The sequence below is a fragment of the Rahnella victoriana genome (assembly GCF_021276285.1).
In the GTDB taxonomy this organism is placed as follows: Bacteria; Pseudomonadota; Gammaproteobacteria; order Enterobacterales; family Enterobacteriaceae; genus Rahnella; species Rahnella victoriana.
Window position 1 is genome coordinate 388,759 of the sequence record NZ_CP089920.1, and the last position, 12,868, is coordinate 401,626.

11 protein-coding genes are annotated in these 12,868 nt (G+C 52.7%); 2 read left to right on the top strand and 9 right to left on the bottom strand.

Annotated elements, in window-relative coordinates; all coding sequences use genetic code 11:
- Positions 1-118 precede the first annotated feature (118 nt).
- Complete coding sequence (locus J9880_RS23140; RefSeq protein ID WP_232770514.1) at positions 119-1,519, top strand: PTS transporter subunit EIIC; 1,401 nt, start codon at positions 119-121, stop codon at positions 1,517-1,519.
- Positions 1,520-1,523: 4 nt separating this feature from the next.
- Here the strand turns inward: J9880_RS23140 and J9880_RS23145 are convergent, their stop codons facing one another.
- Positions 1,524-2,396: a fumarylacetoacetate hydrolase family protein gene (locus J9880_RS23145; RefSeq protein ID WP_095925414.1), complete on the bottom strand. Its 873-nt coding sequence runs from the start codon at positions 2,394-2,396 to the stop codon at positions 1,524-1,526.
- Positions 2,397-2,554: 158 nt separating this feature from the next.
- On the opposite strand from J9880_RS23145, the gene J9880_RS23150 reads away from it, so the two are divergent.
- On the top strand, positions 2,555-3,478 hold the full coding sequence (locus tag J9880_RS23150; protein WP_133822402.1) for a LysR family transcriptional regulator: 924 nt from the start codon (positions 2,555-2,557) through the stop codon (positions 3,476-3,478).
- A 16-nt stretch (positions 3,479-3,494) separates the two neighbouring features.
- Here J9880_RS23150 and J9880_RS23155 read toward each other — a convergent pair whose 3' ends face one another.
- From J9880_RS23155 to parA, 8 genes are all read right to left on the bottom strand, one after another.
- Complete coding sequence (locus tag J9880_RS23155) at positions 3,495-4,460, bottom strand: ABC transporter ATP-binding protein (RefSeq protein WP_095925416.1); 966 nt, start codon at positions 4,458-4,460, stop codon at positions 3,495-3,497.
- Positions 4,457-5,461 (bottom strand): ABC transporter ATP-binding protein, encoded by a 1,005-nt coding sequence (locus J9880_RS23160; RefSeq protein WP_232770515.1) that lies wholly within the window; start codon positions 5,459-5,461, stop codon positions 4,457-4,459. The genes J9880_RS23155 and J9880_RS23160 overlap by 4 nt, the downstream gene beginning before the upstream one ends.
- Positions 5,458-6,405 (bottom strand): oligopeptide ABC transporter permease, encoded by a 948-nt coding sequence (opp4C, locus tag J9880_RS23165; RefSeq protein WP_232770516.1) that lies wholly within the window; start codon positions 6,403-6,405, stop codon positions 5,458-5,460. Before opp4C ends, J9880_RS23160 begins: the two co-directional genes overlap by 4 nt.
- The gene (locus J9880_RS23170; protein WP_095925833.1) at positions 6,405-7,364 is read right to left on the bottom strand and encodes an ABC transporter permease; all 960 of its coding nucleotides are present in this window, start codon (positions 7,362-7,364) and stop codon (positions 6,405-6,407) included. The genes opp4C and J9880_RS23170 overlap by 1 nt, the downstream gene beginning before the upstream one ends.
- A gap of 51 nt (positions 7,365-7,415) precedes the next feature.
- Positions 7,416-9,035 carry an ABC transporter substrate-binding protein gene (locus J9880_RS23175; protein WP_232770916.1) on the bottom strand — a complete coding sequence of 540 codons (1,620 nt, stop codon included), beginning with the start codon at positions 9,033-9,035 and terminating at the stop codon, positions 7,416-7,418.
- Between the two features lie 403 nt (positions 9,036-9,438).
- Complete coding sequence (locus tag J9880_RS23180) at positions 9,439-10,425, bottom strand: replication initiation protein (protein WP_119825736.1); 987 nt, start codon at positions 10,423-10,425, stop codon at positions 9,439-9,441.
- 1,376 nt (positions 10,426-11,801) lie between these two features.
- Complete coding sequence (locus J9880_RS23185) at positions 11,802-12,011, bottom strand: plasmid partition protein ParG (protein ID WP_047607115.1); 210 nt, start codon at positions 12,009-12,011, stop codon at positions 11,802-11,804.
- Positions 12,008-12,634, bottom strand: coding sequence for a ParA family partition ATPase (gene parA, locus J9880_RS23190; RefSeq protein WP_014341720.1), 627 nt, complete (start codon positions 12,632-12,634; stop codon positions 12,008-12,010). The genes J9880_RS23185 and parA overlap by 4 nt, the downstream gene beginning before the upstream one ends.
- Positions 12,635-12,868: the final 234 nt, after the last annotated feature.

The window sequence follows — 12,868 nt, forward strand, 5'->3', positions numbered from 1 at the left end:
GTGACGCAGCTCCTATTTTATTGGTTTGTTTTTAAAAATGGGCGTCATTACACTCCCCTTCCATCTGACAATGAATAATTAACGGGTCGTCGCGGGGTTCAGGGTGAATACAGAAATAATGCAATCAGTGATAAAACTGGTGGGTGGTGCGGAGAATATTAATAAAGTCTGGCATTGCATGACCCGTCTGCGTTTCGATTTGCGCGATGAAAATAAAGTGGCCTGGGATGAGATTAAAAATCTGCCCGGCGTTCTCGGTGCGCAAAGCCAGAGTGGACAGGTGCAGATCATCATCGGCCCGAAAGTGAATGTCTGGTACGAGGCGATCGTGTCGCAGCTTGATCCGGTGTCCGGTGTTTCAGAAACAGCAACAGGAAATGTTTCCACAAAAGGACGAAAAAGCCTGGTATCGATGTTCATGGATACCGTCTCCGGCGTGTTCGGCCCGATCGTTCCAGCCATTGCCGGCGCGGGGATGATCAAAGGCTTGCTGGCCGGATTAATTGCCTTAAAGGTGATTTCGTCGAAAAGCGAAACGGTAATGATCATCGATTTGATCGCCAGCGGCGTGTTTTACTTCCTGCCGTTTTTCCTCGCGGTATCCGCAGCGAGGATCTTCAAAACCAATGAGTATCTGGCCGCTGCTGTCGCCGCCTGCCTGATGTACCCGACGCTGATGGACGCCGCGAAAGCACTCGCCAGTCATACCGCCGGAGCGCCCACCGCGCTGTATTTTATGGATGTACTGCCGGTGTCTGTCTTCAACTATTCGGCCAGCGTGATCCCGGTGATTTTCTCCGTGCTGGCGCTGAGTTACATCCACCGCTGGGTGGATAAAATCATGCCGGATGTGCTGAAAACGGTGTTTACCCCCACGCTGACCTTGTTTATTGCGGCGCTGGTGTCGCTGACGCTGATCGGTCCGGCAGGAATTTATCTCGGTAAGTTGCTGGCGTTCGGCATTCAGGGATTGTTCGACGTGTCATCGGTCTTTGCCGGATTTATTGTCGGCGCGATCCGCCCGGTGGCGATCCTTACCGGTATGCATCATGCGATGACGCCGATTGCGTTGCAGAACTTCACCGATCAGGGCTGGGATATGCTGATGCCGATGATGTTTATGGCCAACATGGCGATTGCCGGTTCGACCTTTGCGATTTACTTCCACGTTAAAACCCGCGAACAGAAATCTGTGGTGTTGTCTGCGGCAATTTCCGGCTTGCTGGGGATCACCGAACCGGCGCTGTTCGGCGTACTGACGCGCTACAAAAAAGCGTTTATTGCCACCACCCTCAGCAGCTCCGTGGCCTCGGCATTTATCGCCTTCTTTGGAGTGCGCTTGTATGGCTATATTCTGTCGAGCATTTTCAGCCTGCCCGCCTACATCGGTCCGTATTTCATCTACATTGTGATGGGCGTGATACTGTCGCTCGGGCTGTCATTCACCCTGACCTATCTGATGGTCGTTAAAAATAAAGGCACCGGAGAAACGGTGCCTTTGGTGGATGCGGTTCGTTAAGGGATCAGGCCGCTGTTCTGGAATGTGTTATCTCAGACAGCGGTGCGTTCTGAATAAGGTTGGTCAGCCGCCCGATATTTTCGATTTCCACTTCAATCTTGTCATTCTCATGCAGGAACAATGGCGGTACGCGGGTTTTACCGACGCCGCCCGGTGAGCCGGTCATGATCACGTCGCCCGGCGAAAGCTGGGTAAAGGTGCTGATGTAAGCGATCATCTGCGGAATAGTGTGGATCATGCTGGCGGTCGTATCGTCCTGCACCAGACGGTCGTTCAGCCAGGTTTTGATGCTCAGATTTTGCGGGTCACCCACTTCATCCGGCGTCACCATCCACGGGCCAAACGCGCCGGTGGAAGGCCAGTTCTTACCGGCGGTATACCATTTATGCTGCCAGTCGCGCACCGAGCCATCCATATAGCAGCTGTAACCGGCGACATAATCCAGCGCATCGTCGGCTGAAATATTGCGGCCTGTACGACCAATCACAATCGCCAGTTCGCCTTCATAATCAAACTGCTCAGAAGAGGCCGGTTTGATAATGGTGCCATTGTGGCCCACCTGGGAATCCGCGAAGCGAACAAACAATGTCGGCGCATCGCTGGTTTCATTGAATTCTTTACGTTTTTCCGCGTAGTTCATGCCCACACCGAAAATTTTCCCCGGACGGTCAATCACCGGCAGGAAAGTGATGTCGTTCAGTTGAAGATCCGCCGGAAGCCCGACATAGCGGTGCAGTTCCTCAAGCGAATGGCGTGCCATGAATTCGTTAATGTCACGGCATCCCGCATGGTATCCGACATCGATGATGCCCTCTGCCTGAAAGATGCCGAAGCTTTTGGTCTGGTCTTTATTGATGGTGAAATTAACAATTTTCATAGATGCACTTAGTTTCTTATTTTACTTAAAACAGGTGAATTCGCTGGCGTTGTCTTCGCGATGACGCCCGGGCCACCGTGAAGATCGCGAGATTATTGACCCTGCCTTTCATGCCTTCTACTATATTTTATTACCTAATCGATGAATTTCAGGAATCAATGTTAAATAACAGAGACTTAGACTATTTCGTCACCGCTGCGCAGATGATGAATTTGAGACTTGCGTCACAAAATTTAAATATAACTCAGCCTGCACTTTCGAAATCTATCACCCGTCTTGAGAAAGAACTGAACATCAAACTGTTCAAACGGGCAGGTCGCGGGCTTGAGCTGACCGAAGCGGGACGCGTGCTTTATCAGCGCGGTCTGTCGCTGCAAAGTGCCTATCTTGAAATCGGCGAAATCATGAATGAACTGAGCAGCGGCGCGGGCGGGATCGTTCGCGTGGGCGTCTCAGGTTCTGCGACGCAGTTCTTACTGCCTGAAATCTGCAAAATGCTGCAATCGCAGGTGCCGAACATGAAACTGGAAATCCAGATCGGCATGAATGACGTGCTGTTCGCCCTGCTGGAGCGCCATGCCATCGATGTGATCATCGGGCCGCTGGTGAATTACGACAGCCCGGTGGTGCAGTTGCCGGTGACCGCCGACCGGGTGATTGTTGCCGCGTCGAGCGATCATCCGCTGGCGGGCAAACCGGCCAGCCTGCGCGAACTCAGCCGTTACGGCTGGATTTTACCGGCAAAAACCGTGTCGATGCGCAAGTGGCTGGACAAGATGTTCTATGAGAATCACTGTCCGGCGCCCGACGTCAAAGTCGAAATCAGCTCGCTGGCGTCTGTGCCGGGGCTGATCGCCAAAAGCGGATTACTGAGCTTTTTATCCGAGAACATTCTGGTCGAAGAGGAGTTTATCTCGCGGCTGGTCCGTATCGATAACGATCAGTTAGTGATGGAACGGCGCGTCGGGATCACCTGGCTGGAAGGTGCGTTTTTATCTCCGGCCACGCAGAAAGTGATCGACGTGACCAAAAGCGTCGGGCAGAAAATGCAGATGGAAGCCCGCCGGATCCTGGAAGACTGAATCCGGCGGTGAGGGGTTAAACCAGATGACAGGCGACGCGGTGCCCGGGTTCAATATCACGCAGTAACGGGATTTCCGCCCGACAGCGCGCCGTGGCCTGAGGACAACGGGTGTGGAACCGGCATCCGGCAGGCGGTTTTGACGGATCCGGGATTTCCCCGCTGACCATCGCCACCGGTTCACTGTCAGGATCCAGCGTGGGTACCGCCGCCAGCAGCGCCTGCGTATACGGATGCAGGGGCCGTTGGAATAACGCATCGCGGCTGGCCGTTTCCACTAACTGGCCGAGATACATCACCGCCACGTCATCACAAAGATGCTCCACCACGCCGAGATCGTGCGAGATAAACAGAAATGTCACGCCATGATCGTCACGTAAATCCGAGAACAAATTGATGATTTGCGCCTGGATCGACACATCCAGCGCGGAAATCGGTTCGTCCGCAATAATAAAATCTGGTTGCAGGATCAGCGCACGGGCAATGCCGATACGCTGGCGCTGTCCGCCGGAAAACTCATGGGGAAAGCGGTTGTAATGCAGCGGCGACAGGCCGCAGATCTTCATTACTTCCGTCACTTTGCCGTGGAGCTGCGCCCGCGTACACAGCTTGTGTTCCAGCATCGCTTCGCCGATGGCATCGCCAATGCGGATACGCGGGTTCAGCGAACTGTACGGATCCTGAAACACCAGCTGGATTTTCGGACGCAATGCTTTCAGTTGTTTCGGCTTCAGGCCATGCAGGTCTTCACCGCGAAACATCACCCTGCCCGCCGTTTTGTCATACAGCCCCAGCAGCGTGCGCCCGACGGTGGTTTTCCCGCTGCCGGATTCGCCCACCAGCCCGAATATGGTGCCTTTGCGGATGTTAAAACTGACGCCATCCACGGCACGCAGTTGTCCGGTTTCCTGTCCGAACACGCCGTCGCGGATCGGGAAATACTTTTTCAGGCCGTCCACTTCAATCAGATAGTCAGCGTTCATGGCTGTAACTCCCTGTCATTGATCTCACCCGCCGGACTCAGTCCGCTGTAAAAACACGCCGCCTGTCGGTATTGCCCTTCCAGCGGCGGGATCCCCTGACGGCACCGGTCGGTGGCGCGGGCACAACGTTCGGTAAACGCACAGTACGGCGGCAGCGCGGCCAGATCCGGTACCTGACCGGGGATGGAATATAAGCGGCGACGGCGTTCTCCGGGGGTCGGTCTGGAGGCGATAAGCCCCTGAGTATAAGGATGCAGCGGGTTGCGCAGCACTTCCGCTGTCGCACCCTGCTCGACAATCTTACCGGCGTACATCACCACCACGTGGTCCGCCATCTGTGCGATCACCCCCAAATCATGGGTGATCAGCATCAGCGCCATATGATGTTGCTGCGCCTGATCGCGCAGTAAACGCAAGATTTGCGCCTGCACGGTGACATCCAGTGCGGTGGTCGGCTCGTCCGCAATCAGTAACTGCGGCTTACAGCTCAGCGCCATCGCGATCATGATGCGCTGCAACATTCCGCCGGAAAGCTGGTGCGGATAACTGGTCATCAGGCTGTCTGCGCGCGCCAGCCCGACTTCCGTGATCATCTGCGTCGCATGCGACCACGCGGCTTTCGCGGATTCACCGCGGTGGCGGATCAGCGGCTCGACCAGCTGTTCGCCAATGGTCAGCACCGGATTGAGCGCCGTCATCGGCTCCTGAAAAATCATCGCCAGCTGGTTACCGCGCAAATCCGCCATCCGGGATGGGCGCAGTTTAAGCAGGTCACGTCCCTGAAACAGGATTTCACCGCCATCGATACGGGCGGCCTGCGGGGGTAATAATCCCATCAGCGACATTGCCGTGACACTTTTGCCACAGCCAGATTCGCCGACAACCCCGACGGTTTGCCCGGCCTGAACGTCAAAGGTGACATCCTGCACGGCGCGGACACGGCCCTGATCGCTGGCGAAGGAAAGGGAAAGCTGATTAAAACGGATCAACGGTTGCGTCATTTTTTGCTCCGTTTCATTTTGGGATCGAGCGCGTCACGCAGGCCATCGCCCAGCACGTTAATGGCAATCACCGTAATAAAAATCGCCACGCCCGGTGGCATCCATAACCACGGACGGCGCTGGAAATCGATCAGGCTGTTGGCGGCATCCATCATGTTTCCCCATGACGGGGTCGGTGGCACCACGCCCAGCCCGAGATAACTGAGGGCGGATTCGCTGAGGATGGCGTTCGCCACCGCCATCGTGGCCATGACCACCAGAATCGGCACGGTATTTGGCAGCAGATGTCCGAACAGGCGACGCCGCGAGGACAGCCCGAGAACCCGGGTCGCCAGCATAAAATCACGTTCGCGCAGGGAGAGGATCTGCCCGCGCACCAGGCGCGCCAGTTTCGGCCACTCCAGCAGACTGAGCATCACGATCACCATGTACACCCGGGAGTCCGGTGAGAAATCCAGTTCAGACAACATTGCCCCCATCACGATCAGCAGCGGCAGGCTCGGAATGGTCATCACCAGATCGGCAAATCGCATAATGATTTTATCGGTGATGCCCCCGAGATAGCCGGACACCGCACCCATCAGATAGCCAAGCGTCACGGACAACAACATGGTCAGCATGCCGATAATCAGTGAGATGCGTCCCGCCAGCAGCAGCCGCGTATAGACATCACGGCCGAGGAAGTCGGTCCCCAGCCAGTGCTCCGCATTCGGCGCTTTGTTGATCATCAGCGCATCGGTGGCATCATCGCGCCACGGCGAATAAAACGGCCCGACAATGCACCACACCGCCATCACCAGCAGCAAAATGAGGCAAAACATCGCCAGCCGGTTCTGGCGTAACGAATGCCATGCCTGCCGTAAAGGTGACGGCGTCACATGTGCCATCGCCGGTATTTGCGCTTCGCGCAGCCGGCGGTTGGTTGAAAATAAAGAACCAAACATCACGACCTCACCCGAATGCGCGGGTCCGCCCACGCATACAACACATCAGCAATCAGGTTGCCAAGAATGGTTAATACCGCCAGAAACAGGGTGAACCCCATCAGAACCGGGTAATCACGCGCCGCCAGCGAATCAATATGAATGTGCCCCGCACCCGGCCAGTTAAAGACTTTCTCGGTGATCAGCGCCCCGGAGAACAGCCCCGGCAACTCAAACCCCAGCAACGTGATAATCGGCAACAAGGCATTTCGCAGCGCGTGTTTGAGGATGACAGTACGTTCCCGCAGGCCCTTCGCCCGTGCGGTACGGATGAAATCCATGCGCACCACATCCAGCATGCTGGCGCGAAAATATCGTGTCAGGCTGCCCGCCTGTAACATCACCAGCGCAACCACCGGCAACACCAGATGCGCGGCCACCTGCATCACCCAGGCCCAGCCGGTCGCGTCACTGCCGGTATTGGTCATCCCGCCCACCGGCAACCAGTGCAGATCCACGGCAAACCATTTGATCAGCAGCAGACACAGGAAAAACGTCGGAAAGGACATGGCGGCGAAGATCACCACGCTGACCACATGATCGAACAGGGAATAGGGTTTCATCGCCGAGACAATGCCCACCGCCAGTGCGATCCCCCAGTACAACACCATCGCAATGGTCGCCAGCAGGAAGGAATTCCAGATGTACTGATTCAGCAACTGACTGACCGGGATCTGATATTGCAGCGAAAAACCCAGATCACCCTGCAACAGGTTGCCCAGCCAGCGCAGATAACGGCTCAGCAGCGGCTGATCCAGACCGTATAAAGCTTTCAGTTCGGCGGCACGCTGTGCAGTGAGCGTGATATTGCCGTCGATAAAATCGCCCGGCGTTTTGGCAAACAGCATGAAGATAAGCAATGAAGCGAGGAACAACATCGGGATGGTTTGCAGTAAACGACGCAGAATAAAATTTCTCATGACTTTCTCATTGAAGCTGCCGGTGGAGACCGGCAGCAACGTGATTTCTGATTATTTTACGATTTTGACGTCCGGCAGACTGCCGGTCAGGCCGTTATAAATATCCGGTTTAAAACCGGTCACGCGGGCGCTGCTGGCCGAAAGAATTTTGCGGTTACCCAGCAGGATCACCGGTGGATCGTTTGCCAGCACTTTGTACAGCTCATGATAAATCGGCTTACGTTTTTCGATATCCAGCGTGGCGTTGCCTTCGTTGATCAGCTTATCCACTTCAGGATTGTTGTAGCCGGATTCCGCAGACTCTGTGCTGTAGTAATCCCATACGCCATCATGCGGATCGTTAAGCGTACTGGTGCTGAAAGACGCCAGATCGTAGTTCCCCGCTTTGCGTTGCGACATCAGCGCGTTGAAGTCCACAACCTGCGGTTTCAGCAGCACGCCGATTTTCTGGTAGTCTTCTTTGGCGATCGGGATCAGCGCGTCGTTGAGCACTTTTTTGCTGACCAGCAGCGTCAGTTCCAGACGTTTACCGTCTTTCACACGGATCCCGTCTCCGCCCGTTTTCCAGCCCGCTTCATCGAGTAATTTATTGGCCTTCGCCGGATCAAACTTGTACGGGTTCACGCCGTCGGTGTTATAAGCCCAGGAGATCGGCACGATCGGCTCAATCGCCACAGTGCCGTAACCCTGATACACCACGTCGATCAGCTTCTGGCGATCCAGACCGTAGATCAGCGCCTGACGCACTTTCACATCCTGCAAAGCCGGACGCCGGACGTTAAATTCAATCTTGCTGTAATCGCTGGATCCGTACAGGTTGATGTTGGCAAAACCGAGCATTTTCAGCTGTTCGATATCGTCCGGACGCGAGGTAAAGGCGTCATAATCGGTATCACCGGTCTGGAATAACTGGAAGTTGGTCGACGGATTGGTCACGCGATAGATAAAACGCGGAGTCGGTGGCACGCCACGGTAATAGTTTGGATTGGCGTGGAAGCGGATCTCCTGCCCCGGAATGTACTTGTCGTAGACATACGGGCCGTTACCCAGCGGTTTGCCATGCAACGTACGCAAATAATCCAGATTGCCGCGCTGATAGCCTTTGCCGTAATAGGCTTTCGACAGCACCGGACCGCCGATTTTCTGCAACGTGGTGGCGCCCGGTTGTGTGGTGGTAACCTGCAACGTCAGCGGGTCGATGACTTTCAGGCCGCTTATGCTGTCAGCTTTGCCCTGTTTGTATTCGTCACCACCGGCAATGTGTGCCAGCGTGATATCGGTGTCGCCATCGTATTTCGGGTCATACAACACCGTCAGGGTAAAAGCGACGTCTTCAGCAGTCAGCGGTGAGCCGTCACTGAATTTCAGGCCAGAACGTAATTTGATGGTATAGGTTTTACCGTCCGGGCTGACGGTCCAGCTATCTGCCAGTCCTGGCACCAGTTTTCCCTGGCTGTCCCAGTCGATCAGACGGGCAAAAATCACGTTAGTGACGTTTTCATCCCAGCCATTCACAAAGAAGTAAGGGTTAAAAATACCCTGTGGTTCGGAGATCCCGGCGATCACGGTATCCGTTCGTGATTTTGCTGCCGCAGGCACCTGACTGGCATCCGTCGCAGGTGTGATGCCTTCTTTCAGCACGTCATCCGCAAAAGTATGTGCAGAAAACATCACGGCGCTGGCCAGTAATGCTGTCTTAAAAGAGACCGCGCGACGGGCGCGATGCGTAAGCCGCCCGGAGGCAGAAGTGAGTAACGTAGCCAAGTGACATCCCTCATCAGTAAGTGTGCAATGAATTTACAAAACATGACGAAGAGTAAGGTTGCGATCCGGCCTTGTCTAACAACGAAAAAATATGGCTTATAGCTTTTAAACAGTAAGGTGGAAAAGCCGCCAAAACGGCTAATGTGGAATAATTTCCTGATCACACCCAGTAAGCACTCACTAACCACGCAGGACCTACTGTAAAAGAGATAACGTCACAGCCTCCTCTGCTTCCCTCCGATTCGGGTCAAATAAAAACGGCGTATCTCAGTGAAGATACGCCGTTCGTTTCAAAGGGGATGATGTGCGATCAGGCTGCGGTCTTTTTGCTACGTGAACTGACTTCGGCGAGGATCTCTTTTTGTTTATTCTTCTCACCGATCATCTTGTACCAGCCAGAAAGTTTACGCAGATCCGGCAGCGTGGCTTTCTCTTCGACATCGTAAGCGCTTAATTTTTCACGATACTCTTCAAAGATGGTGATACAGCGGCGCGCCCACTCGCCTTCCAGTGCTGAACCGGCGACCGCACGCGGACGACGCGGTAAGCGCGGACGCAGCGGTTTGCTGGCTTCTGGTGCGGATTCATCCACATAAGCAAACTTGATGGATACCACGGTCCTGCCCTGCTTCACCGGCTCCCAGACGACGGAGATATCGGTATTGGCGTTGATCCGGTTGATCGTCGGCTCAAGCAGTTTCTGGCGGAAGTCACGATAGTCCTCGTATTTACCCGCCAGACCGGCCTTCTCGCGCATCCAGTTGAGATCCAGCGTCACTTCGATGGCTTTACCGCTGCGACGCCCGTAGAGGTTCTTAGCTTTGATGAGCCAGCCATACAGGCGCACAGAGAACGGGGTGTCGAGTTTCGCAATGTTCGCAAAATTCAGCTTGGTAAAAGACTCTTTAAGTTCATAGAGATACGGCGCAACGTCCTGTCCGAACCGCAGCACCACCGCGCTGTGATCGTCACTGCTTACGTATTCGAGACGCGAGAACCAGGAAAGCTGGACGGTACGAACCTTGCCGGTTTTGATGTCCGGTTTGTAAATGGTGACCGGCTTTTTCATCAGGCTTTCAGCTGCTTCGCGTAACTGGCGATGGCTGCTTGTCGGGTTTACCCCGTAGATCCGCTGATAATCCTGAGGGAAAAGTCGATAAAGCGTATCTGGCTGAGGTTTCCTGCTATCAATTTGCGCCAGCGCCAGGTTAAGCAGGCGCATTTCGTCCAGAGTGACGCTGTAAGCGCCTTCAAGAAGATCATTCCCCTGAACTACGGTGAGTTTATTCAGTTCCATGTAGCAGGATCCATAAGTGGAAAGTAGGTAAATTATTCCACATAAAAAATGCTGTCGTAAAGCAAAAACAAGGGTTATTTACTCCTTTAAAATCAGTCAATTAAATAAGGATCCGAAAAGTCTGATCAGGAAAAATCTCCACATAAGGTTTTCCGCGCCATCAGGGATCCTTTTTTTAACACACTGGATCGTCAGACTTTTTACAGGAAATTACTCCACTTTAAAGCCGGAGGATCGTTGCGCCGTATTCCCCCTGAGTTTCTCTTCAACAGCGTTCCCGGATCAGAAAATCTCTCCACATATAATCGCTACCGGTGAAAAAACGCCCGAAATCCACTTTGTGATCCCCTTCTCACTTCGTCCGAGACGGTGTTTTTCCTGCCAGAGCGGATCTACAGGAAAACTTTCCACGTATCACGCCTGCGGGGATCAGAAAATGTCTCCACGTTTAGAAGCAGGCGATCAAATAAACAGGAAATCATTCCACATATGTACCGCAATCGTTCTTTCAGAAAATCTTTCCACATATATACGGATCTGGGATCAGGAAATGTCTCCACCTTAACGCCATATCGCTGTTTTCATCCTGCCGGATACCCTGAATATCAACTCTTTTGATCAGGAAATCACTCCACATATCAGTGCGTGACAATGTCACATTATTTTTAATGCATTGATTTATAGATAATAATTAAAAGCACAGGGAGTGATCAGACCGAAATAGGATCAGATAATGTTTCCACATATGGGTTTCCGGGATCAGGAAAAGTTTCCACATAGGCTTTTGCAGGTCACCCTAAATCATGCGGATCTGCCCTGCCCGTACGGATTCCAGATCCGTTATCGGAGACAAGTGACATGACGTGACGCTGTCACAGGAAATTGTTCCACATATTGGCCTGACTGGCAGGATCAGGAAATCATTCCACTTATGATAAATCCCTGTTGTGGCATGATATTTGCGGTCGTATCGCGAAAACGGGAGGCCAGACAATGAGGAGATCGTGATATCCACAGGAAATTACTCCACGCAGATAATGGATTGATCCGTAAAGAAATTATCCACAGAAAAAGACTCTACATACGACATGAAAAGGATCCACATCCAACAGGAAGGATCTCCACTTCGCGCAGGAAAAACCTCCACAATACCCGTTGTAACCTTATGATAATAAAAAGTAAAAACCGTCTCTAAAGAGAAAGATCTAAACTTAAAAAAGAAACAAAACACTATTTGATCTTGGGATCTGATTAACAACGCAGAAGATTTTTCAGGAAGGGAAAAGCGAGGGTGATTGCCTTGTCAGGCTGGGATCTTAACGGGATATCGCCGGAAACGGGTCTGTTAAGACCCGATCCCGCTCGCGATCAACGTATCAGGCGCGTTCGTTAGTGATAAGCCAGGCTTCGATCAACTCTGTCAGGACGTCTTTCATTTCACGATCCTGCAGGAAGCAGCTGGTTTTAAACCGGCGATGCAACTCTTCATCGATGTTGGTCTGTAACTTTTTCACTGATGCTGGCGGTTTAGACACAGCTTCCAGCGCTGTGGTCAGTTGCCTGTGCTGGCCAAGTTTCATTTTCATTTCAGCAACTCCGTAATTTCTTTGGTCATAATTTCAATCTCGCCCTTCGCGTTTCCGTCTGTTGTATCAAAAACGGTTCCGCCATCCATCATTGTGCGGATGTACACCTGGCGCTGGGTGGTACCGGTACGTAATGCAGGAACGCCGGTATCGGCAATGGACTCTTTCAATACTTCAAGCATTTTAGCCGATGCCACTTTTTTGGTGATCAGAAAGCGCGCAATGACGGGCTGTAAGTTTTCGCGTGCTTCAACAACGGCCAGGATAGCGCCACAGGCCGCGAAATCTAAAGGTGACGGTGTCACGGGGATCAGCACTAAATCACTGACCATAACGGCGGCTGAAGAAATGGCAGAGATTGCGGCTGCCCCATCGATCACCACGTAATCGTATTCTTTCAGTTGCTTGCGTACGGTATACACTTCTTTTTCAGAAGCGGCTTCTGCCAGGTCGAACTGGCATTTGCTTTCGTCGTACCAGTTACTGATACTTCCTTGCGGGTCGGTGTCGACCATAACGACTTTGTGTCCTTGCCGGGCAAGACAGGTTGCTATGTTTATAGACGTCGTGGTTTTCCCTACTCCGCCCTTTCCGTTCAGGAAAGAAATAATTTTCGCTGCCATGACAACCTCTGATGAAGTGTACAATGAAGATAATAGGATTCTAAAATCATAAGATTTCAGGATTCATAAAGTGTGTAATCACAGGATTCTGAGATTTTCTAATCCATGAATCACAGGATTGAGGTGCTACTATAAAGTTTGCATCCGGGGATTTCAATATTTAAGGATTATTGAATTATAATATCCCATAATTATGAAATCCTGAGATTCGGTGATTTCTCTATCTTATGAGTG

Excerpts from the sequence above, each read along its gene's own strand:
- J9880_RS23140 (WP_232770514.1), top strand. The coding sequence starts at position 119 with ATGCAATCAGTGATAAAACTGGTGGGTGGTGCGGAGAATATTAATAAA.
- J9880_RS23145 (WP_095925414.1), bottom strand. The coding sequence starts at position 2,396 with ATGAAAATTGTTAATTTCACCATCAATAAAGACCAGACCAAAAGCTTC.
- J9880_RS23150 (WP_133822402.1), top strand. The coding sequence starts at position 2,555 with ATGTTAAATAACAGAGACTTAGACTATTTCGTCACCGCTGCGCAGATG.
- J9880_RS23155 (WP_095925416.1), bottom strand. The coding sequence starts at position 4,460 with ATGAACGCTGACTATCTGATTGAAGTGGACGGCCTGAAAAAGTATTTC.
- J9880_RS23160 (WP_232770515.1), bottom strand. The coding sequence starts at position 5,461 with ATGACGCAACCGTTGATCCGTTTTAATCAGCTTTCCCTTTCCTTCGCC.
- opp4C (WP_232770516.1), bottom strand. The coding sequence starts at position 6,405 with ATGTTTGGTTCTTTATTTTCAACCAACCGCCGGCTGCGCGAAGCGCAA.
- J9880_RS23170 (WP_095925833.1), bottom strand. The coding sequence starts at position 7,364 with ATGAGAAATTTTATTCTGCGTCGTTTACTGCAAACCATCCCGATGTTG.
- J9880_RS23175 (WP_232770916.1), bottom strand. The coding sequence starts at position 9,035 with ATGTTTTCTGCACATACTTTTGCGGATGACGTGCTGAAAGAAGGCATC.
- J9880_RS23180 (WP_119825736.1), bottom strand. The coding sequence starts at position 10,425 with ATGGAACTGAATAAACTCACCGTAGTTCAGGGGAATGATCTTCTTGAA.
- J9880_RS23185 (WP_047607115.1), bottom strand. The coding sequence starts at position 12,011 with ATGAAAATGAAACTTGGCCAGCACAGGCAACTGACCACAGCGCTGGAA.
- parA (WP_014341720.1), bottom strand. The coding sequence starts at position 12,634 with ATGGCAGCGAAAATTATTTCTTTCCTGAACGGAAAGGGCGGAGTAGGG.